The sequence below is a fragment of the Streptomyces sp. NPDC002044 genome, assembly GCF_040296725.1.
GTDB classification, from domain to species: domain Bacteria; phylum Actinomycetota; class Actinomycetes; order Streptomycetales; family Streptomycetaceae; genus Streptomyces; species Streptomyces antarcticus.
In genome coordinates, this window is the sequence record NZ_JBEOXU010000017.1 from 21,409 (window position 1) to 42,415 (window position 21,007).

Sequence of the window (21,007 nt, forward strand, 5' to 3'; positions counted from 1 at the left end):
GCTTTCCGGACTGGTGTCCCGGCGCTCTTCACTCCTTCAGGTGATGGAGTGAAGAGCGCCGGTGTGCCGTGCGGTCACGCGTGCCGGTGTCCGGCGCCCGGCGCCCGGTCAGGCGTCGATGCGCGAGCGGTCCAGCGTCGCCGCGGAGCTGGTGATGAACTCCTTGCGCGGGGCCACCTCGTTGCCCATGAGCAGGTCGAAGACCTGCTCGGCCCCGTCCAGGTCACCGATGTTGATCCTGCGCAGGGTGCGGAAGCGGGGGTCCATGGTGGTCTCCGCCAGCTGGTCCGCGTCCATCTCGCCGAGGCCCTTGTAGCGCTGGATCGAGTCCTTGTAGCGGATGTTCTTGCGCTGGTACTCCAGCAGGGTCTGGCGCAGCTCGTTGTCCGAGTACGTGTAGACGTACTTGTCCTGGCCCTTCTTCGGCTGGACCAGCTCGATCCGGTGCAGCGGCGGCACGGCCGCGAAGACCCGGCCCGCCTGGACCATCGGCCGCATGTAGCGCTGGAAGAGCGTGAGCAGCAGGCAGCGGATGTGCGCGCCGTCGACGTCGGCGTCGACGAGCAGGACGATCTTGCCGTAGCGGGCGGCGTCGATGTCGAAGGTCCGGCCCGAGCCGGCTCCTATGACCTGGATGATCGCCCCGCACTCGGTGTTCTTGAGCATGTCCGAGACCGACGACTTCTGGACGTTGAGGATCTTGCCGCGGATGGGCAGGAGGGCCTGGAACTCGGAGTTCCGCGCGAGTTTGGCGGTGCCCAGGGCGGAGTCGCCCTCGACGATGAAGAGCTCGCTGCGCTCCACGTCGTCGCTGCGGCAGTCGGCCAGCTTGGCGGGGAGCGACGAGGACTCCAGCGCGGTCTTGCGGCGCTGGGCCTCCTTGTGCTGGCGGGCCGCGATCCGGGTGCGCGCGGCCGCGACGATCTTCTCCATCACGGAGCGGGCCTGCTGCTTGTCGTCGCGCTTGGTGGAGGTCAGGAAGCCCTTGAGTTCCTTGGCCACCACGGCGGCGACGATCCGGGCGGCCGCGGAGGTGCCGAGGACCTCCTTGGTCTGGCCCTCGAACTGCGGCTCGGCGAGACGGACGGTGACGACGGCCGTCATGCCCTCCATCGCGTCGTCCTTGACCACGTCGTCCTCGGCCACGCGCAGCAGCTTCGCGGAGCGCAGCACCTCGTTCACGGTCTTGGCGACCGAACGCTCGAAGCCGGACATGTGGGTGCCGCCCTTGGGGGTGGCGATGATGTTCACGAAGGACTTGACGTTGGTCTCGTACCCGGTGCCCCAGCGCAGGGCGATGTCCACCCCGAGCTCGCGGGTGACCTCGGTGGGGGTCATGTGGCCGCGGTCGTCCAGGACCGGCACGGTCTCCTTGAAGGTTCCGGTGCCGGTGAGGCGCAGCACGTCGCAGACGGCCTTGTCCTGGGCGAGGTACTCGCAGAACTCGCTGATCCCCCCGTCGAAGCGGAAGGTCTCCTCCGTCTTGCCGGAGCCCTCGAGGCCCCGCTCGTCGCGCACGACCAGGGTCAGGCCCGGGACGAGGAAGGCGGTCTGGCGGGCGCGCTGGTAGAGCGTCTCCAGGTTGAGCCGGGCGTCCTTGAGGAAGATCTGCCGGTCGGCCCAGTAGCGGACCCGGGTTCCGGTACGGCCCTTGGGGACCCGCTTGGCCTTGCGCAGGCCGTTGGCGGGGTCGAAGGGGCTGTCGGGTCCCTGCTCGGTGAACATTCCGGGGACGCCGCGGCGGAAGCTGATGGCGTGCGTCGCGCTGTTGCGGTCGACCTCGACGTCCAGGCGGGCGGAGAGGGCGTTGACCACGGAGGCGCCGACGCCGTGCAGGCCGCCGGAGGCCGCGTACGAGCCGCCTCCGAACTTGCCGCCGGCGTGCAGCTTGGTCATGACGACCTCGATGCCGGACAGGCCCGTCTTGGGCTCGACGTCCACGGGGATGCCGCGGCCGTTGTCCCGGACCTCCACGGAGGCGTCCTCGTGGAGGATGACCTCGATGTGGTCGCAGTAGCCGCCCAGGGCCTCGTCGACGGAATTGTCGATGATCTCCCACAGGCAGTGCATGAGGCCCCGGCTGTCGGTGGACCCGATATACATGCCGGGGCGCTTGCGGACGGCCTCCAGCCCTTCGAGGACGAGCAGGTGCCGCGCGGTGTAGTTGGAACCGTCCCGGTCTGCTCCGGACAGCAGCGCGCTGGAAGGCACGGACGTGTCGGCGGTCACGCAGTTCGCTCCTCGCTGAATTTCTTTTCTGGCCCGGTCGGGCGCAGGGGTGGCTTGCTTGCCGGTCGAAGGGTACCGACGCCTGGTAGAGCCGATGTAACGCCACCCTCGCGCGGCGCTCAGCCTAGTGCAGATCCGCACGGATGTTCGATCCCCCGAGAGGGTGAAGCAAACATCACGTTCCCTTCCAGGCATGAACCATTTAGTGTTCGGGCACGTCCTCATGAACAACCTGGCACTCACGCCGGGGAGGATGGAACTGCAAGAAGCCAACGACTGACAACGCGAAACCGTAAAGCAACGCAATACGGCTCCTTCGCCGCCAACCGGCAACAGCCGGCCAGCTTCGGAAGGAAGTTTCGAGGAAAAGCCGCGAGCGGGAACGTTTTCGGCCTGGTTGGATGTTGACCCTGGTACGACAGCTCGTCGAGCTAGAGAAGAGGCGACGTGACTACTGTTCTGACACCCGCGACCCCGCTGACGGCCGCTGACCGATGCGACCGTTGCGGCGCCCAGGCATATCTGCGCGTCGTCCTGCTGAGCGGCGGTGAACTGCTCTTCTGCGCCCACCACGGTCGCAAGTTCGAGCCGGAACTCAAGAAGATCGCCGCGGAAATACAGGATGAGACCGAGCGGCTCACGTCCGCTCCGGCAGCGACTGCCGCCGAACCCGAGGACCGCTGACACAAGGCCCGCACCTCGCATCCGACGAGCCAGGACCGGCCAGGCCGGTCGACGGGCGTCACCCCTGTGACCCAGGTGTGGCGCCCGTCCTCATGCCCCGGCAGCGATGAGGGGGCGCGCCTGACGGCGCGTCCCCTCATCGGCGTGTTCCCCCGCTCCGCTCGCGCCGGCGGGCGCCCGTGCGCACCCGCCGGATTACCCGCGGGTGCGCGAGGGCCGGCAGGCTCTCGGCAGGCCCGACCGGGGACGTCCGGCGTCCGGCTACTCGTCCCCCGCCGACGCCTGCCCCCGCACGGCCCCCACAGCCCCCTCGGAGGCCCTCCCGGCCTCCCGTGCGCCCTCGGGGTCACCGGACCGCCGCGAGCGGCTCTCCGGGCCCGTCACGAAGTCGGCCAGCGGGGCGATCCGCGTGTACACCCCCGGGCTGTCCGCGCGCCCGCAGCCCCGCCCCCACGACACCAGCCCGATGAGCCGCCCACCGGCCACCAGCGGGCCTCCGCTGTCCCCCTGGCAGGCGTCCTTGCCGCCCTGCCCGTCCCCCGCGCACACCATGGACTCCGCCCGGTACTGCCCGTTGGCGTCCCCCGGGTAGGCCCGCCCGCAGACCTCGTCCGCCAGTACCGTCACCCGCGCCGCCCGCAGCGCGTACGCGTAGTCACCGAAGCCGCTGGTGTCGCCCCACCCGTACACGGCCGCCTCGGTGCCGGGCGCGTAGGCGGGATGTCCCGCTCCGGCCATCGGGAGCACGTGGTGGGCCGGCACCGCCTCGGCGAGGTCCAGTACGGCGAGGTCCCCGGCGTTGCTGGCGGGATCGTAGGCGGGGTTCACCCGGGCGCCGCGCACCGCGATCTCGCGGCCGTCGGCCGCCCGGAGCTCGGTGCGCCCGGCGACGACCCGGAGGTCCGCGACGGACTCGACCGGGCCGCCCAGCACCTCGCGGCCCAGGCAGTGGGCCGCGGTCAGCACCTTCGCCGGGGCCACGATGACGCCCCCGCAGAACTGCCCGCCCCGCGTACCCCCGAACCGGTCACGGCTGGCGAGGGCCACGACCCAGGGGCTGTCGGCGACCTTCACCGGCTTTCCGCCGATCACCACGCTGTCGGCGGCCGCCTGCGGTGCCTGGGCCAGCGGCGCCGCGGCCGCGCCCGCCGCCAGGGTCAGCGCGCCCGCCAGAGCGCGGGCAAAGGGACGACGCATGAGGCCTCCTGACTCCGAGTGTGCATGACTCCACCCAGAGTGGGATGCCCGGTGGCCGTGCGCACCCGCGCGGCCACCCGCGACCGGTCCCCGCCGGTCAGTCCAGGTAGTCGCGCAGCACCTGGGAACGGGAGGGGTGGCGCAGCTTCGACATCGTCTTGGACTCGATCTGGCGGATCCGCTCGCGCGTGACCCCGTAGACCTTGCCGATCTCGTCGAGGGTCTTGGGCTGACCGTCGGTGAGGCCGAAGCGCATGGAGACCACGCCGGCCTCGCGCTCGCTCAGGGTGTCCAGGACGGAGTGCAGCTGCTCCTGCAGGAGTGTGAAGCTCACGGCGTCGGCCGGGACGACCGCCTCGGAGTCCTCGATCAGGTCGCCGAACTCGCTGTCGCCGTCCTCGCCGAGCGGCGTGTGCAGGGAGATGGGCTCGCGGCCGTACTTCTGGACCTCGATGACCTTCTCGGGGGTCATGTCGAGTTCCTTGGCCAGCTCCTCCGGAGTGGGCTCGCGGCCCAGGTCCTGGAGCATCTGGCGCTGCACGCGGGCGAGCTTGTTGATGACCTCGACCATGTGCACCGGGATGCGGATGGTGCGGGCCTGGTCGGCCATGGCCCGGGTGATCGCCTGCCGGATCCACCACGTGGCGTACGTGGAGAACTTGTAGCCCTTGGTGTAGTCGAACTTCTCCACGGCGCGGATCAGACCCAGGTTGCCCTCCTGGATCAGGTCCAGGAAGAGCATGCCGCGGCCGGTGTAGCGCTTGGCGAGGGAGACCACGAGGCGGAGGTTGGCCTCCAGCAGGTGGTTCTTCGCGCGGCGGCCGTCCTCGGCGATGATCTCCAGCTCGCGCTTGAGCTTGGGGGCCAGCTTGTCGGAGTTCGCCAGCTTGTCCTCGGCGAACAGGCCCGCCTCGATCCGCTTGGCGAGCTCCACCTCCTGCTCGGCGTTGAGGAGCGGCACCTTGCCGATCTGCTTGAGGTAGTCCTTGACCGGGTCGGCCGTCGCGCCGGCGACCACGACCTGCTGGGCGGGGGCGTCGTCCTCGTCGTCGGAGATGACGAAGCCCTTGTTCTCCCCGCCCTCCTCCTCTTCGTCGGACTCGCCCTTGGCGGCCTCGGGCCCCTCTTCCGAGGACTCCCCGCCGTCGTCGGAGTCCTTCTTGGCGGCGGTCTTCTTCGCCGCCGTCTTCTTGGCGGCGGTCTTCCTCGCGGGTGCGGCCTTCTTGGCCGTGGTCTTCTTCGCCGCCGTCTTCTTGGCGGCGGCGCCGGTTCCGGTCTCCTCCGCCACCGCGTCCGCGGTGTCCGGGTCCTCCGTGGCGGCCGCCGGTACCGCGGCCGTCGCGGTGGCGGAGGACTGGGGCGCCGTCGTCTTCGCCGCGACGGTCCTGGTCGCCGTCCGCTTGGCCGGAGTCTTCGCTGCGACGCTCTTGCGGGTGGTGCGCTTGGGCGACTCCGCGGCACTGACCATCAGCGTCACACCCTCTTCCTCGAGGATCTGGTTGAGGCTGCGCAGAACATTCTTCCACTGGGTCGCAGGAATCTGGTCAGCCTCGAAGGCCCGACGCACGTCATCGCCGGCGATCTGCCCCTCGGCCTTGCCCCGCTCGATGAGCGCCATCACAGACTCGGAATCGGCGATCTCCGACGGGAGCGTACGGGATGTGCTGGCCGACACGAACAACCTCTCGGAACGATGGAAACGGCTTCCGACCCCGGGCCTGGTGGTGCTGGACCGGAGCCGACGACCACCGACTGGGGATGGGCCGGCGGCGCGGGCAGGGGCCGGGGAGCTTCGCAGCACCCCCAAGGGCTGCTGCATTCCCTCCGTCGGCCATCACCTCTTAGGTCATCGCGTGACCTCGCGGAGCGTTACGCCCAATCTTCGTGGCCCGAGTCACACCCCGTATGCGCTCATCGCGGTCATACGGTCATACGCCCCGGTTCCGGCACGGCCACGCCCCGGTCGCCGCACGGCCTCAGGCCCGCGCGCCCGGCGGGGCCGACGGGGACCCGCGGGGGCGGTGGGGGTCGGACAGGGCCGCGACGGCCTCGGCCGAACGGGGCCGGACGCCCGTGTCGCCGGACCCGACCGGGCCCGGCGACACGTCGTGCACCCCCGCGCCCCCGCGCGTTCGCCCGTCAGTGCTCGCGCGGGGCGGGCACCACGCGCTCGACCTCCGGATGCACCGTCAGGAGCTGGCGCATGGCGTTCTCCGCGCCGATCGCGTCACCGGCGGCGAGGGCCTCGACCATCCGGGCGTGGTGCGCCACGCAGGTCTCGCTCGGACGGTCACAGGCGGTGATGGGGCTGCCGGACACCTGCAGCGCGGAGGAGACGATGCTGGAGAGGTGCTCCAGCATGCGGTTCGCGGCGACCTGGATGAGCAGCGCGTGGAACTCGTTGTCCGCGCGCGCGAAGGTGATGGAATCGCCCTGACCGAGGGCGTGGCCCATGATCTCGACCATGTCGGCGAGCCGCTGCTGGATGTCCGGGCGGCCGTGGCCGGCGGCGAGGCGGGCGGCGAGCGGTTCGATGGTCCAGCGGAGCTCGCCCAGCTCGCGGCGCTGCTCGTCGCGCTGGGGTCCGAAGGCACGCCACTCGATGATGTCGGGGTCGAGCAGGTTCCAGTCGGCGACCGGACGGACCCGGGTGCCGACGTTGGGGCGGGCGCTGACGAGGCCCTTGGCCTCCAGGACCCGCAGGGATTCGCGGACGACCGTCCGGGAGACCTCGAATCGCTGGCCGATCTCCTCCGGGACCAGCGGGCGGTCCGCGCCGAGGTCGCCGGAGACGATCATCTGGCCGAGCTGCTGGACGAGTTGGCCGTGCAGTCCGCGGCCGCGGCTGCCTGCCGCGCGGCGGCCCACGCGGCTCAACTCGACGTCGGCACCGTCCCAGTGGGGCGCTCCGGCACGGTCGGACCCGGGGGTCTCCGCGTAGGGGTAGCGGTCGAGATCGCCCGGGCCGGCGAGGCCGGAGTCGGCATGGCGGGCGGCGGTCATCATGGTGTGCGCAAGGGTACTCACGAATCCTTTGTCGGTCGTGCCTCCGTCACCCTTGAGGTCTTTGGTGAAAAGCACACGAAAGGGTGATCGGTGCCACCTACGCAATTGACGACTTATCGGAAAGAACCGGGCCCATTACGGGGAGTTGCGGTCCGCTGCCTCCGGCAGGGGCCGTGACGGTCCGGGTGGCGCCCCCTCCGGACCGGAAACGATCACCAGCGGATCCGGCTGCGCAACCCGGTGAATCCGTAGGCGCACAGCAGGACCGTCAGCGACAACACCAGTGCGGTCCCCACGGGTTGGGCCATCAGCCGGAGGGCTCCGAGGAGTACGCGGTCCACCTCGGGGGGCCACTGCCCCCAGGTCAGTCCGCGCAGCCGGGCCGCCAGTCCGGTCGCCGGGTACGCGGACGGGCCCTCCAGGATCCGGCGCACCAGCGGAACCACCATCACCGGCACGGCGAGGACCGCGGCCAGTCCTGCGGTGGCGGAACGGAAGACGCCGGAGGCAAGGACTCCGGCCCAGGAGCAGCCGATGAGCAGCCCGGCCCAACTCACCGCCGGGGAGAACCACTCCGCGGGCGTGCGCAGCGGGCCGCTGTCGAACACGAGGGCCAGCGCCGCGGCGTCGGCCGTCACGGCCGCGGCGCCGAGCAGCAGGGCCAGGGCCGCGCCGACGCCGAGCTTGGTGGTGAGCAGTCCCATCCTCCGGGGCACGGTGCCGCGGTCGGCGGCGAGCGCGGGGTAGCGGTACTCCTCACCGAAGGCCAGTGCGCCCAGCAGTCCCGCCCCGAGGGCGGCGGGCGGCAGCGGCAGCAGCTCCGGCCAGGCGGCGAGCAGCCGGTTCTGCGGGGTGTGGCCGGCCCGGGCCAGCACGAGGGTGGTCAGGACGGAGGCGGTGATGACGAGGGCGGCGGTCAGGACGGGGGTGGCCGTGCCGAAGACCCGGAGCAGCTCGTAGCGCAGCGGCCGCAGCGGCCCGCCGACGCGGCGCACCGCCGAGTCCGGCCGCCGGGCGCGGGAGTGCCGGGGTCGGCTCCGTTCCGGTCCGGCGGCCGGCGCAACCGCCGCCCGGCCTTGCACAGCCCCGGCTCCGGCTCCGGCTCCGGCTCCGGCCGCAGCTTCGGCACGGGCGTGCGGGAGCGGGGAGACGGCCGCGCCCGCGGCGCCGGTCTCGTCCGCGAGCTGGTGGACCAGCACACCGTGCCGGAACGCCGCCTCGCCCACCTCGGCACAGTTGCTCCCGTACACCGACAGGCGGCTGCCGCTCTCCTCGACGACCTCCACCGCGCGCTGGGCGGCCCGGGCCTCGCGGCCCAGTACGTCCGCCAGCCGGGCGGCGTGCGGGGTCCGGACGGCCACCCGGGGCCGGAGCCGGGTCCGGGCGAACTCGGCGGCGTCCTGGTCGGCGACGAGGCGGCCGGCCTCGATGCTGACCACCCGGTCGGCGCTGCGGGCGGCCTCCTTGGCGTCGTCGGTGGTGAAGAGCACCGCCCCGCCGAGGGAGGCGTGTCCGCGCAACAGGGCGTGGAGCCAGCCGCGTTCACGGGGGGAGAGTCCGGCGGCGGGCTCGTCCAGGAGCAGGGTGCAGGGGTCCGCGAGCAGCGCCGAGGCGAGCGCGACGCGGCGCTCCATGCCGAGGGAGAGCGACCCGAGCCGCTGATCCCGCAGCCCGGCGATGCCGACGACCTCCAGCATGGTGTCGGCCCGGGAGGCCGGCACCCCGGCGGCGGCGCACAGCATCCGCAGTTGGTTGCGGACGGTCCTGGAGGGGTTGCCGGGGACATCGCCCAGCAGGACGCCGACCTCGCGGCCGGGGTGTGCGATCCGGTGCAGGGGGCGGCCGCGGAAGTAGGTGACCCCGCGGCCCGGTTCGAGTTCGAGCATGAGCCGCAGCGCGGTGGTCTTGCCCGAGCCCGGCTCGCCGAGCAGGGCCGTCACGGTCCCGGGGCGGGCCTCGAAGGTGAGGTCGTCCACCACGGGCGGGGCGGCGGGGCGGGATGTGCTGGTCAGTCCGATGGCCTGGAGCATCGCTTCTCTCGCGGGGGGTGAGACCGCTCTGCGGCAACGTGGGTACCGCAAGCAAGATAACGCGATATGTCCGATTTTCTGCGCAACCGGTCCGATGGACTGCCGATATCGCCGTCAGGGGCGGCGGGGCGTCAGACCTCCGGGCGCAGCATCGGCGGATTGAGCAGGGTGGCCCCGCCCGCCCTGAACAGCTGGGCCGGGCGGCCACCCTGACGGGTCGTGGTCCCTCCGGCCGGAACCAGGAATCCGGGGGTCCCGGTGACCTTGCGGTGAAAGTTCCGCGGATCGAGGGCCACGCCCCAGACCGCCTCGTAGACGCGGCGCAGCTCGCCCACGGTGAACTCGGGCGGGCAGAAGGCGGTGGCCAGGGAGGAGTACTCGATCTTCGAGCGGGCCCGTTCCACTCCGTCGCCGAGGATCCGGGCGTGGTCGAAAGCGAGTCCCGCGGTGGACTGGTCGCCGGCGGCCAGGAGCTCGTCGACGGGGGCCCAGCGCGCGCCGTTCGCGTCGCCTCCGGCCCGGGGGGCCGGCAGGTCGGGAGCCAGCACCAGGTGCGCCACGCTGACGACACGCATCCGCGGATCGCGCTTCGGGTCGCCGTAGGTGGCCAGCTGTTCGAGGTGCGCCCCGTTGTCCACGCCCGGAACGGCGGGGTCGTGCGCGCACAGCCCGGTCTCCTCGGAGAGTTCGCGGGCCGCGGCCCCGGCCAGGTCCTCGTCTCCCCGCACGAAGCCTCCGGGCAGCGCCCAGCGGCCCTGGAACGGCTGCTCACCCCGCCGGACGACCAGCGCGCAGAGCGCGTGGCGCCGCACGGTGAGCACGACCAGGTCGACGGTGACGGCAAAGGGCGGAAAGGCCGACGGGTCGTAGGGCGACATGCCGCGATCATAGTCGTCTGCCTGACGATAAACAGCGCTTTGGTGACCTTGAGGACCCCTGTCCGGAGAGCACGGTCCGGCCGACGGCCGAGCCGGGCTTCCGAACCGTCGCCCGTGTCGGCACCGACCCCGCGGACCCCCGGCCGTCCGGCCGGATCACCTCGTCCGGCGAGGCTCCGACCGGGGCGCGCCTCCGACGCCGCGCCGTCCGCGCGAAGGACGTGGCCAACGACGTCCGGGGCGTCCGCCCGCACGCCGGAGGGGCGCCCGCGGTCTCGACGCGATCCGGCGGTCCCGGTACCGCGTCGAACCTGCGCGCCACGCACCACCGCGGTGCGGAGGAGTTCCGAACGACGGCTGCTACCCGCCCAGTTGGAGCGCATCGGCCGCCTCCTCCACCATGCCGAGTCCGAGCCGGCTGACCCGGACGGCGAAGGGGGCCCCCGCCACCCGGAGGCCGGAGAGCCGCAGGGCCCCGAGGGGGGCGCCGGGCAGCGGAGCGAGGGCGACCGTCGCCGCGGGGGCGTCGGGGCGGATGCCCGCCAGGGCGGTCAGTACGTGGATCCCGGCCGCGGCCGCCACCGCTGCCGGGCGGCAGGCGGCCGGATGCGGGAGCGGGGCACTGCCGAGGGTTCTCTGCACAGCCGCGAACATCTCCGGCAGCCGGTACCCGAAGCTCTCCGCCGCGTCGAGCAGGCCCCGGAGCAGGCCCGCGGCCTCACTTTCGAAGCCGGCCTGGGCAAGCCCCGCCACCGCGACGGCGCTTTCGTGGACCCGTACGGCACCCGAGCGGTGGCCGAACGGGTTGTGTCCCGGCTCCCTGACCGCCATGCTCCGCAGCCCCCAGCCGGAGTCCATGCCGGGAGCTCCGAGCAGCCGGGCCAGCTGTTCGGTGCGGGTCCGGTCCAGGAGCCCGGGGGCGAACCGGCCGCCGCCGAGCAGTCCGGTGTCGAGCAGGTGGGCGGCGGCCCCGGTCAGCCGGGGCAGTTGCCGGCCGTCGGGGTGGAGGGCCGCCGCGGGCCGGCCGCCGTCAGGGCCGTCGATCCAGAAGCGGAGGCGGAACCTCTCCCGCAGTTCGGCTGCCCACTCCCGCCACTCCTCGGCGCCGGGCCGCCCGCACCCGGCGAGGAGATCGGCTCCGAGCAGGGCGGCCCGGTGGGCGTGGGCCTGCGTCTCGCAGCGCCGCGGTCCCGGGTCGGGGTCGGCCAGGAAGCCGTCCTTCCCGAGCGCTCCGCGCAGCCAGCCGAGGCACCGCTCCGCCGTGGGGAGCAGCCGGCCGACCTCCTCCTCGGGCATCCCCCACAGCCGGGCCTCGGCGAGCACCGCGGGGAAGGCCAGCGTCGCCTCCGTGCCGGTGCATCCCGGCGGGAGCTGGGGGCCGGCCCCGCGCAGCGGCCCCGGGATCTTCCCGGCGTCGGGCCCGGACCCGCCGGCCTGGGCACGGGCCAGGACGCGCAGGGTGGCGGCGGCGAGTCCGCTGCCGAGCGGCAGCGCCATCCTCGCGGCCCACAGCGACTCCGCCGGCGCCAGCCCCAGCCGCCACGGAACGCCTGCCGCCGCGAAGGCGTCGCCCGGCGCCTCGGGGTCCCGCAGCAGCAGCGCGCCGAGATCCTCGACGCTGGTGCGGAACCATGCCTCGGCCCTGGGATCGTCCCCCTCGGCCCGGGCGTCGGACAGCGGGTTCGCCACCCGCCCGGCACGCGCGCGCGGCACCCCTTCCTGAGTGGTCCGCAGCTCGATGGTGCGGGACTCGCCCGGGCCCAGTTCGAGTTGCCAGCGCAGCAGTCCCGTCGAGGCGAGCGCGTCGTCCGGAGCCGGTGCGGCGGCGGTGACGGCCTGGGTCTCGCCGGTGCTCCAGCGCAGGCCCGCGGCGTGCACCGCGGCGGGAAGCTCGGGCCCCGCCCGGCCGGCGGCCACCGCGGCCAGGTCGGCCAGGTCGGTGGCGAGCAGCACCTCCACGGGGATCCGTACCGGGCGGGCCGTGTAGCTGCGCAGCGTGATCCGCTCGGTGCCGTCCGCGTGGCGCACCCGTTCCACGCCGATGTCGGGATCGGGACCGGGTTCGGACCCGGTGCGCACCGTCGCGGTGAAGGAGGCCCGGTCGGCACCGAGGCTGCGGCCCTGGAGGGCGACGGGCTCCCGGCCTCCGACGCGCAGGACGCAGCGGGACAGCAGCCGGCGGCCGGAGCGGTAGATCCCCTCGATCCCCCGCCCGGTCAGCTGGCCGTTTTCGGGCGAGATGACCAGGCAGGGCGCGGCGACACAGATGACGGCGTCGTGCACGGGCGGCAGCTCGGACCTGCCGGCGGCGGGCACACCGGGCGGGCGGGGAGGTGCGGGGTGGGACATGTGTCGCCTTGTCTGCGCTCCGGTCGGTTCAGCTGGGCGGCGGCGTGGCCGGGCCCCCACCACCCCCCAGCTGAACGCCCCCACCCCCGCGCGGGTCACGGGCCCGGGCGACGGCCTCGCGTGCCGGGGTCGGGAGCGACGTCGCAGGGGCGCGCGGAGGACCCCGCGCAGGCGGCACTCGGGGCTGTCCCGTCGGCCGGGTCGCGGGCTCACTGCCCGGCCCCGGCGTTACGGCGGGACGCGCGGCGGGCGGTGGCGCGGTCGCGGCGGCCCGGGGGACGGGTACCGGCCGCCGGGCGACCGCGCCGTGGCTCACGGCGGCGGCGTTCCTCCCGTAGGCACTGCCTCAGGCCCTCCGGGTCGATGCCTTCATTGCAAGCGTGGTGGAGCAGTCGGGCGAAGCGGTACTCGGCGTCCGCCCGCAGTGCCATGCCCAGGGCGATCCGGGCGGTCGGCTCGTCCCCGGTGGACCAGGAGACCCAGCCGGCGAGGGTGAGCGGGGCGGCCGCGTGCTCGCCGTAGGCCCCGACGCAGCGCCGGGCCAGCGCCCGCCACAGCCGCAGGGCGGGGGCGGCCTCCTCGTCCTCCATCCACTCCGCCGCGACGTCCCGGATCTCGCGGTCCTGGAGGCCGAGGATCAGCGCGGCCGCCTCGTCGTGGCCCAGCAGCGCGTCGTCCCGGTCGTCGGCGCCGCGGGTCCCTTCGACCGGCGGGGTGAGGGTGATGCGCCGGATGACGGCCCTGGCCAGGGCGAGGGTTTCGGCGCCCGCTTCCTCCCGGGTCGCCCTGTCGAGGATCTTCGGCACCAGGGCTGCGGCCGCCCGGTCCAGGGCTCCTTCCATCTCCTGCGCCACAGCTCCGCGCAGTGGCGCCAGCCGGCTTTCGATCTCACCGAGAGAGCCCCTGACCTGAAGTCCGGCGAAGGTGGCCGCGGCCGCCATCACCGAGGTGCCGACCGCTGCGAGCCTGCTGCCCTCGACGGGGCAGCAGCGGGCGTCCGGACAGACGTAGGACCAGAGGCGCCCGGAGGAGAGACACAGGGCCTCCAGGACCGGCACGTCCAGCGCTCCGCAGGCCAGGCGGACGCGCTGGGCGAGCGGTCGCAGCCGGGTCATGACCCGCTGGCCGCTCTCGTCGTCGCGCGGCTCCTGGCAGAGGAAGACGACGACGCCGTCGGGCTTGCCGCCGCGCCGCTCGCTGCCGCGGATCAGGCAGTCGGCGGCCTGCCGGGCGGTCTCCTCCCACTCCGCGGGAGCGGTGGGAATGCCGACACGGAGCCGGCCGCCGAAGCGGCCGCCCTCGCCGTGGACGGCGACCATCACGAGAGAGTCGGTCGGGTGGAAACCCAGCATGTAGGGCAGGGCGTCGGCCAGTTCGGCCGGGCTGCGCAGGGTGATCCGGGGGTCGGTGCCGGAGTCGGCCGGGGCAGAGGAGTGGTGATCGGACGGGACGCGTGATTCGTGATTGTTCGTCATGTCCCGAAGGTCCCGTGTGTGACCCGATCCGAAAACCCCTGTGGATAACTGTTTCCTCTTCAACATCCACAGGTCGAGGCCGTCGCTGGCGCCCTGCCGGACGCATCGGGTTACATCGGAACAGCGCCTTCAGAACCATGCCGGACCACGAGCTGCGCGAAAGGGGGACATGCACGGCCCGCGTGCCTCCGCCGGCGCCGCCCCGACGCCGGGGCTGAGGCCGCGCCGAGGCCGCGCCGAGACCGGGACTGACGCCCGGGGCCCTCCACCCCCGGAGCCCACCCCGGGAGAGGGCGCCGCTCAGCCCGCGGCGGCGAGGACCAGCGGGAGGACCTGTGCGCTGCCCGCCCGGCGCAGCAGGCGGGCGGCCACGGCGAGGGTCCACCCCGAGTCGGTGTAGTCGTCCACGAGCAGGACGGGACCGGGCGACGCGGCCAGGGCCGCGGCCAGCTCCTCGGAGACGGCGAAGGCCCCGGACAGCGCCCTGAGGCGCTGGGCGGAGTTGCTGCGGCGCGCCACGTGCGTGCCGTCCGGCCCGGTGTACGTCAGGGTGCCCAGGAACGGGAGCCGTCCGACGGTCGCGATGCCCTGGGCGAGGGAACCGACCAGCTGCGGGCGGGTCAGGGACGGTACGGCGACGATGCCCACCGGCCGGGCGGAGGCGTCCGGGACGTTCGGCGCCCAGCCGCCCGGGGACCGCGCCCAGTCGGCGATGACCGCCACCGCCGCGTGCAGGACGTCGTCGGGCACCGGCCCGTCGGGGGCGTTCTCCGCGAGGAGCGGGCGCAGCCGGTTGCCCCAGCCGATGTCCGAGAGCCGGCCGAGCGCGCGCCCGGTCGAGCACTGCTCCTTGGCCGGGATGCGCCCCTTGAGCTCGATGCCCAGCGCGGACATGCCCGTCGGCCACATGCGGCGCGGCTCGATCTCCGTTCCCGGACGGTCCAGTTCCTTCGCCGCCCCCGTCAGTGTCTCGGACGAGACCGAGGAATCGGCCCAGACCCCCGCGCAGTTGTCACAGCGGCCGCACGCGGTGGCTCCCTCGTCGTCCAGCTGGCGGCGCAGGAACTCCATCCGGCATCCGGTCGTAGCAACGTAGTCGCGCATGGCCTGCTGCTCGGCGGCCCGCTGGCGGGCGACCCAGGCGTACCGCTCGGAGTCGTAGGTCCACGGAGACCCGGTGGAAGCCCAGCCGCCCTTCACGCGCTTGACGGCCCCGTCCACGTCCAGGACCTTCAGCATGGTCTCCAGGCGGGTGCGCCGCAGTTCCACGGCCGCTTCCAGCGCCGGTACGGACAGCGGCCGGCCCGCGTCGGCGAGGGCCGACAGGGTCTGGCGGACCTGGGCCTCGGGCGGGAAGGCGGTATCGGCGAAGTAGCGCCAGATGGCCTCGTCCTCCTTGCCCGGCAGCAGCAGCACGTCGGCGTGCTCGACGCCGCGGCCGGCGCGGCCGACCTGCTGGTAGTAGGCGATCGGTGAGGACGGCGAGCCGAGGTGGATCACGAAGCCCAGGTCGGGCTTGTCGAAGCCCATGCCGAGCGCGGACGTGGCGACCAGCGCCTTGACCCGGTTCTCCTGGAGGTCGGTCTCGGCCTGCAGCCGGTCGGCGTTCTCGGTGCGCCCCGTGTAGGAGGCCACGTTGAAGCCGCGCTGCCGCAGGAAGGCGGTGGCCTCCTCGGCGGCGGCGACGGTCAGCGTGTAGATGATCCCGGAGCCCTGCAGCTCGTCGAGGTGCTCGGCCAGCCAGGCCAGGCGGTGCGCGGCGTCCGGCAGCCGGACCACCCCGAGCCGCAGGCTCTCGCGCTCCAGGGGGCCGCGCAGGACGAGGGCCTCGCCGGCGCCGGTGCCCAGTTGCTCGGCGACGTCCGCGGTGACGCGCGCGTTGGCCGTGGCGGTCGTGGCCAGCACCGGCACGCCCGGGGCGAGCTCGGCCAGCATCGCCCGCAGCCGGCGGTAGTCGGGGCGGAAGTCGTGGCCCCAGTCGGAGATGCAGTGCGCCTCGTCGACCACCAGCAGGCCGGTCGTGGCCGCGAGCTTGGGCAGCACCTGCTCACGGAAGTCGACGGAATTGAGGCGTTCCGGACTGACGAGGAGGACGTCCGTCTCGCCGCGCTCGACCTCCCCGTAGATCGTTTCCCACTCCTCCGGGTTGGCGGAGTTGATGGTGCGGGCCTGGATTCCCGCCCGGGCCGCCGAATCGACCTGGTTGCGCATCAGTGCCAGCAGCGGCGAGATGATCACCGTCGGGCCGGAGCCGCGCCGGCGCAGCAGCGCGGTGGCGACGAAGTACACCGCCGACTTGCCCCAGCCGGTGCGCTGCACCACGAGCGCCCGTCGGCGGTCCTCCACCAGGGCCGCCACCGCCTGCCACTGGTCCTCCCGCAGCCGCGCCGAGCCCCCGGGGTCACCGACGAGCTCAGCGAGGATGGCGTCGGCTTCAGTACGGAGCTCCAGGTTGTCCATGCCCCCCATGCAACCCGATGGCACGGAAAATCGCGCAACTCACCCAGCGTGACCCGGGGCTCACGAGCGCCCCTCCGGCCCCCCAGCGCCCGGGCGGGGGCGCGGGGGTTCCCGCTGGTACGGGCGCTCCCGCCGGGCCCGAATGCGTCATCTTCGGCGCGGTGGGGCAAGGATATGAACGGCATACCGGCGAATTCCGGTCGGCGGCGGCAATTGCTCGTTGCCGCATGCTCGGGGCCCACGCGAGAATTGGAGTGTTCCCGCTCGGTTTCCCGGCACCCTCCCGGGCCCGGCCGCGGCGCGCCCACACTCCAGCCGTGCCCGCTCGCGGGCGTGTACCCGAAGGGAGGACCGTGACCTTCGGATTCGCCCAGCCCTCGACCACGTCCCTGGCCATGCTCAGCGGCGGCGCCAGCCGGCACGGCCGGCGACTGGAACCCGCGGAGTGGACGGCGGCGGGCATTCCGCTGCTGCGCAATCCGCGGGAGATCGTCAGCGGGCTCCACTCCCGGCACGGCCCCGTGCCGTCGACCGCGGTGATCGCCGTCCTCGGCCCGGAGGAGCGGCTCGTCGCGAGCGCCTCGTTCGTACAGCGGTCGCCCTCCGCCGACGGCTGGGAGTACCGCAACGCACTGCTGTCACGGTTGCGCCGGGTCCTCCCGCACGACCTGCGGCGCCGGACGCCGGTCCGGACCGCGGTACTGCTCTACTGCCGCGAGGGTGACGAGCGCTGGACCGAGGAGGACGGCGCCTGGATGTGGGGGCTGCGGGACGCCTGCACCCTGCACGGGCTGCGCTGTGGCGCCTACATCACCCTGACGCGCGGCGGCTGGCAGGTGCTCGGCGAGGGCCGGGGCGGACGGCGGCCGAGCTCCGACTCGAAGCCTGAGCGGCTCGGCGACACGAGGGCCGAGTTCGCCCCGCTCGCCCTGCACACCGGGGGCGGCGCGAGCGACGTGCTGCGCCGGACCGCCGCGCGCTGACCCCCGCCACCACCGCCCGGCCCGGTACGCGGGTGCGTACGCGGACGGGCGTACGCGTCCGGAACCGGGCACGGCGGAACCGGGCGCACGACGGATCAGGCCCCGGGCTTCAGCGGGGCGGGCTCCGTGGCCCGCCCCGCCCGCCGCCCGTGCCCGATCCGGCTGCGGTGCGTCAGACGCCCGCACCCAGAACCGAGTTGACCAGCTCCGTCTCGCCGCACACGATCAGCAGCGCGCCGGCACCGGCCCGCGCGAGCGGCAGTACGGCCGCGAGCGCGTCGGCCGGTCCGCCGTTGGCGGCGACGACCACGACCGGCCGGCCGCCGGCTCGCCGGACCTGCGCCGCGTCCGCGTAGAACACGTCGTCCCCCGCGGCGTGGAGGGCCCAGTACGCGGCCTCGCCGAAGGACAGCTCGTGGGCGGCCCACGGGTGCGGGTCGCCGGTGGTGAGCACCAGGATGTCGCCGGGCGCGCGCCCGGTGTCGAGCAGCAGGTCGACGGCCTCTTCGGCCGCGTCCAGCGCGCCCTCGGCCGAGGCCGGGATCAGCTGGACCTGCGGCACCGCCGCCGAGACGGACGGCGCGGGGGAGGCCGGGGCGGGGGCGGCTGCGGAAACGGGTCCGGGGGTGGCCTGCGGCGCACGCTGCGCGGGCGGTGCGGGCCGGACGGGACCGGGGCGTCCGGGCCGCGGTACGGCGGCGGGACGCGGACCAGGTACGGGACGGGGGGTCTGCGCGGTGCGGCTCGCGGCCGGCGTGACGCGGGGACCCTGGGCACTCTCGTGAATCTGAGGCTCCTCGATGGCGGGGGTGAGAGGCGGGAGTTGATGTCTATCAAACACCGGTACGAAACGTACCGGTCGGTGGCACATGGGTGCGATCAGAAATCGAAGCCGAGCTGGCCTCCGTTTTCCAGTTCCACCGCTTCCTCGCTGCGGCGCACCTTCTTGAGGTGGCGCCACCGGGGCAGCGCGTCGAGGTACGACCACGAGAGCCGGTGGTAGGGGGTCGGACCCTGCTCCTCCAGCGCCGCCCGGTGCACCGGCGAGGGATACCCGGCGTTGGCGGCAAAGGCGAAACCCTCGATTCCGGCGTCCTGTTGGCCGATCTCGGCCATCATGCGGTCGCGCCGGACCTTGGCGATGACCGAGGCGGCGGCGACGGCGACGCAGGACTGGTCGCCCTTGATCACCGTCCGGACCCGCCAGGGCGGGCCGAGGTAGTCGTGCTTGCCGTCGAGGATCACCGCGTCGGGCCGCACGGGCAGGGCCCCCAGCGCCCGCTCCGCGGCGAGCCGCAGGGCGGCGGTCATGCCCAGCTCGTCGATCTCCTCCGGGGAGGCATGGCCGAGGGCGTGCGCGGTGACCCAGCCCTCCAGGACGTCGAGCAGCGCCTCGCGTCGTTTGGGGGTGAGCAGTTTGGAGTCGGTGAGTCCGGCGGGCGGCCGGCGCAGACCGGTGACCGCCGCACACACGGTGACGGGACCGGCCCAGGCCCCTCGTCCGACTTCGTCGACCCCGGCGATGACCTTGGCGCCGGTGGTTGCACGGAGGGAGCGTTCGACGGTGTGGGTGGGTGCTTCGTACGGCATGGCGCCAGCAAGGTTACGCCGCCCCGGGCCGCCTGCACACCCCGGCCCCGCGCAGGCCCCGGCCCCACGGGGCCGACGGCCGGCCGTCCCTTCGGGATCCGCCTCCCGCCCTTCGCTCCCGCACACCCCTCTCAGCGGATCAACGCCGCCGGAACCACGTCCACGACGAGCGGAGGCGGCGTGTCCGGTCTCGCGTCATCCCCTGTGATTACGGGCTCGATGACTGCCCCGACCCACCTCCGCCCGGGGCGGTACGGGCCCGGACCGGGAGACCCGGTCAAGGCGTTCGGCACGGCTGGGTCGCATTCGTGAAGCACCTCTCGCGGTGCCAGGACGTACGTCAGCCGGTGCCTGACATCCCCGCCCCCACGGACGTAAGGGCGTCAGTACGCGACGCGGCTGCCGAAGGCCCCGAGGCGCGAACAGACCTCGTACGACGCGGTGACCGGACGCTCGCGCAGGATCTGGCGCGCCCGGTACTCGCCCAGGCTGGTCGCGTACCAGGGGGCGTCCGCGGACCTGGCCAGCCCGGCGGCGATCCCGCGCAGCGCGCAGGACCGCTGGGGCTCCGGCAGGCCGTCGAGGGCGGGTACCGCGTCCGCCGACAGGGACTGGAAGTAGGCCAGGTCGATCTTGCCGTCCTGCTGGAAGCGTGCCGCGTTCCGCTCGGCGACCATGCCGTCCGGGGACAGCAGTCCGAAGGCGAGGACGGCGGCCGCGGCGCTCCCCGCGACGGCGCGCGGCAGCCGGCGCGTGCCGAACACCCCGGCGGCCATGATCAGTACGATCACCAGCCCGAGCCACAGCTCCATGGCCGCCACCGACACCCGCAGCCGGGTCAGCCCGTACGCGTCCACGTAGAGGTCCATCCGACGCAGCGCGGCGGCGACCACGACCAGGGTCAGGACGCAGAGCGAGCCGAGCACGACGCGGACGAAACGCCGGTCGCCGACGCCGTCGCGTGGGGCCCAGCGCAGGGCGAGCGCGATCACCGCAAGGGTCAGAAGCGTGGCCCACAGCAGCTGCCAGAAGCCCTGGCGGGCGTATTCGGCGTACGACAGGCCGGTGCTGTGCAGGACCTTGTCGTACCCGCCGAACAGGACGGCCAGCTGTACCGCGTTGAAGCCCGCGAAGAGCAGGTTGAGCACGACGAGCGGAAGGGCCCATTCGACCCGGGACCGCGGCTTGCCGGGAGCCGTCTCGATCCGGTCCCAGCGCAGCGGCGCCGCGGCGATCCGGGCCGCGGCGAGCGCGAGGACGGTTCCGGCGAGGAAGAGCACGACGCGTACGGGCCCGTCGCCGACGGACACGTCAGGCGTCAGGCCGCCCAGCAGATCGGCGAAGGCGGCGTCGGCGGAGGCGAACAGGGCGCCGAAGACGAGCAGCAGGGCCGCGGCCACGGCGGTCGCCTTGGCCACCGGCAGCCAGCGGTCCCGGCTGCCTCCGCTGCGGGAGCGCAGCCCGGCCCAGGCCCAGCCGACGCCGGACACGGCGGCCTCGAGGAAACCGATCGGGCTGAGCACGATGCCGGGCCAGGTACGGCTGCCGTGCAGGGCCAGCGCCCCGAGCAGTACGGCGGCGAGGATCGCGAGCGTGGACGGCCACGCGGAGTCGCGCAGGGCGGGTATCGCGAGGAGTCCGAGGCAGCCGACCGCCCAGGCCACGCTCCAGGGGCGGGCGGTACGCCGGGCCGTGCGGGCGGCGGCGTACGCGGCGAGGGCGGCGGGCACCACCGCGAGCAGCAGGCCGGGCCCGAGGCCGTCCCCCAGCAGCAGGGCCGAGCCGAGGCCCGCGACCAGGGCCGCGGCGAGGGTGGCGGTACCAACGGGGGCGGCCTCGGCGGGCCTCACCCGTACGGTCCAGTCGGCGGGAGCGGCGGCCTTGGCCCGCGCGGCGGCGGCCCGCTGCTGGAAGAGGTGCTCCTGCCAGGCGTGCCAGGCGGCGGCGTCGCCCGGGGTCGGCCGGGGCGGAACGGCCCGGGCCGCTCCGGCGGTCGCGGTCCCCGGGGCGGAAGCCGCCGCGGGACCTCCCGCCGCACCTGGCCCGGCCGCGTCGGCCGCCTGCGCCGCGGCCGCCGCGGCCGCCCCGGTCCTGTCCGCCCCGTCGCTCTGGTCTGACATCGGGTT

At 73.9% G+C, this 21,007-nt stretch carries 14 protein-coding genes; 2 read left to right on the top strand and 12 right to left on the bottom strand.

Going from position 1 to position 21,007, the window contains the following annotated elements; translation table 11 throughout:
• Positions 1 to 108 precede the first annotated feature (108 nt).
• Positions 109 to 2,229, bottom strand: a complete 2,121-nt coding sequence (locus ABT106_RS07090; RefSeq protein ID WP_351273478.1) for a DNA gyrase/topoisomerase IV subunit B — start codon at positions 2,227 to 2,229, stop codon at positions 109 to 111.
• Between the two features lie 447 nt (positions 2,230 to 2,676).
• Here ABT106_RS07090 and ABT106_RS07095 point away from each other — a divergent pair, with 447 nt between their 5' ends.
• Positions 2,677 to 2,913 carry a DUF7455 domain-containing protein gene (locus tag ABT106_RS07095; protein ID WP_351273481.1) on the top strand — a complete coding sequence of 79 codons (237 nt, stop codon included), beginning with the start codon at positions 2,677 to 2,679 and terminating at the stop codon, positions 2,911 to 2,913.
• A gap of 261 nt (positions 2,914 to 3,174) precedes the next feature.
• On the opposite strand, the gene ABT106_RS07100 is transcribed toward ABT106_RS07095, so the two are convergent.
• The 8 genes from ABT106_RS07100 to ABT106_RS07135 all read right to left on the bottom strand — a co-directional run bounded on the left by ABT106_RS07100 (position 3,175) and on the right by ABT106_RS07135 (position 16,308).
• Complete coding sequence (locus ABT106_RS07100) at positions 3,175 to 4,110, bottom strand: serine protease (protein ID WP_351273483.1); 936 nt, start codon at positions 4,108 to 4,110, stop codon at positions 3,175 to 3,177.
• Positions 4,111 to 4,207: 97 nt separating this feature from the next.
• On the bottom strand, positions 4,208 to 5,785 hold the full coding sequence (locus ABT106_RS07105; protein WP_351273486.1) for an RNA polymerase sigma factor: 1,578 nt from the start codon (positions 5,783 to 5,785) through the stop codon (positions 4,208 to 4,210).
• 464 nt (positions 5,786 to 6,249) lie between these two features.
• Positions 6,250 to 7,191, bottom strand: coding sequence for a FadR/GntR family transcriptional regulator (locus ABT106_RS07110; RefSeq protein ID WP_351273489.1), 942 nt, complete (start codon positions 7,189 to 7,191; stop codon positions 6,250 to 6,252).
• 137 nt (positions 7,192 to 7,328) lie between these two features.
• Positions 7,329 to 9,146 (bottom strand): ATP-binding cassette domain-containing protein, encoded by a 1,818-nt coding sequence (locus ABT106_RS07115; RefSeq protein ID WP_351273491.1) that lies wholly within the window; start codon positions 9,144 to 9,146, stop codon positions 7,329 to 7,331.
• Positions 9,147 to 9,277: 131 nt separating this feature from the next.
• A complete protein-coding gene (locus tag ABT106_RS07120) occupies positions 9,278 to 10,024 on the bottom strand; it encodes an NUDIX hydrolase (protein ID WP_351273493.1) in 747 nt (248 codons plus the stop codon).
• Between the two features lie 360 nt (positions 10,025 to 10,384).
• Positions 10,385 to 12,373: a glycogen debranching N-terminal domain-containing protein gene (locus ABT106_RS07125; RefSeq protein WP_351273496.1), complete on the bottom strand. Its 1,989-nt coding sequence runs from the start codon at positions 12,371 to 12,373 to the stop codon at positions 10,385 to 10,387.
• Between the two features lie 209 nt (positions 12,374 to 12,582).
• Positions 12,583 to 13,848 (bottom strand): DUF4192 domain-containing protein, encoded by a 1,266-nt coding sequence (locus ABT106_RS07130; RefSeq protein ID WP_351273499.1) that lies wholly within the window; start codon positions 13,846 to 13,848, stop codon positions 12,583 to 12,585.
• A gap of 300 nt (positions 13,849 to 14,148) precedes the next feature.
• Positions 14,149 to 16,308 carry a RecQ family ATP-dependent DNA helicase gene (locus tag ABT106_RS07135; protein WP_351273501.1) on the bottom strand — a complete coding sequence of 720 codons (2,160 nt, stop codon included), beginning with the start codon at positions 16,306 to 16,308 and terminating at the stop codon, positions 14,149 to 14,151.
• Between the two features lie 353 nt (positions 16,309 to 16,661).
• Between ABT106_RS07135 and ABT106_RS07140 the strand changes: the two genes are divergently transcribed.
• Entirely contained in the window at positions 16,662 to 17,291 is a 630-nt protein-coding gene (locus ABT106_RS07140; RefSeq protein ID WP_351273504.1) for a hypothetical protein, read from the top strand.
• A gap of 172 nt (positions 17,292 to 17,463) precedes the next feature.
• On the opposite strand, the gene ABT106_RS07145 is transcribed toward ABT106_RS07140, so the two are convergent.
• The 3 genes from ABT106_RS07145 to ABT106_RS07155 form a co-directional block, all read right to left on the bottom strand.
• Positions 17,464 to 18,162 carry a hypothetical protein gene (locus tag ABT106_RS07145; protein WP_351273506.1) on the bottom strand — a complete coding sequence of 233 codons (699 nt, stop codon included), beginning with the start codon at positions 18,160 to 18,162 and terminating at the stop codon, positions 17,464 to 17,466.
• A gap of 8 nt (positions 18,163 to 18,170) precedes the next feature.
• On the bottom strand, positions 18,171 to 18,881 hold the full coding sequence (rnhB, locus tag ABT106_RS07150; protein WP_351273509.1) for a ribonuclease HII: 711 nt from the start codon (positions 18,879 to 18,881) through the stop codon (positions 18,171 to 18,173).
• Between the two features lie 383 nt (positions 18,882 to 19,264).
• Positions 19,265 to 21,001 carry a DUF4153 domain-containing protein gene (locus ABT106_RS07155; RefSeq protein ID WP_351273511.1) on the bottom strand — a complete coding sequence of 579 codons (1,737 nt, stop codon included), beginning with the start codon at positions 20,999 to 21,001 and terminating at the stop codon, positions 19,265 to 19,267.
• Positions 21,002 to 21,007 lie beyond the last annotated feature (6 nt).

Excerpts from the sequence above, each read along its gene's own strand:
- ABT106_RS07100 (WP_351273483.1), bottom strand. The coding sequence starts at position 4,110 with ATGCGTCGTCCCTTTGCCCGCGCTCTGGCGGGCGCGCTGACCCTGGCG.
- ABT106_RS07115 (WP_351273491.1), bottom strand. The coding sequence starts at position 9,146 with ATGCTCCAGGCCATCGGACTGACCAGCACATCCCGCCCCGCCGCCCCG.
- ABT106_RS07120 (WP_351273493.1), bottom strand. The coding sequence starts at position 10,024 with ATGTCGCCCTACGACCCGTCGGCCTTTCCGCCCTTTGCCGTCACCGTC.
- ABT106_RS07125 (WP_351273496.1), bottom strand. The coding sequence starts at position 12,373 with ATGTCCCACCCCGCACCTCCCCGCCCGCCCGGTGTGCCCGCCGCCGGC.
- ABT106_RS07130 (WP_351273499.1), bottom strand. The coding sequence starts at position 13,848 with ATGACGAACAATCACGAATCACGCGTCCCGTCCGATCACCACTCCTCT.
- ABT106_RS07135 (WP_351273501.1), bottom strand. The coding sequence starts at position 16,308 with ATGGACAACCTGGAGCTCCGTACTGAAGCCGACGCCATCCTCGCTGAG.
- ABT106_RS07145 (WP_351273506.1), bottom strand. The coding sequence starts at position 18,162 with ATGTGCCACCGACCGGTACGTTTCGTACCGGTGTTTGATAGACATCAA.
- rnhB (WP_351273509.1), bottom strand. The coding sequence starts at position 18,881 with ATGCCGTACGAAGCACCCACCCACACCGTCGAACGCTCCCTCCGTGCA.
- ABT106_RS07155 (WP_351273511.1), bottom strand. The coding sequence starts at position 21,001 with ATGTCAGACCAGAGCGACGGGGCGGACAGGACCGGGGCGGCCGCGGCG.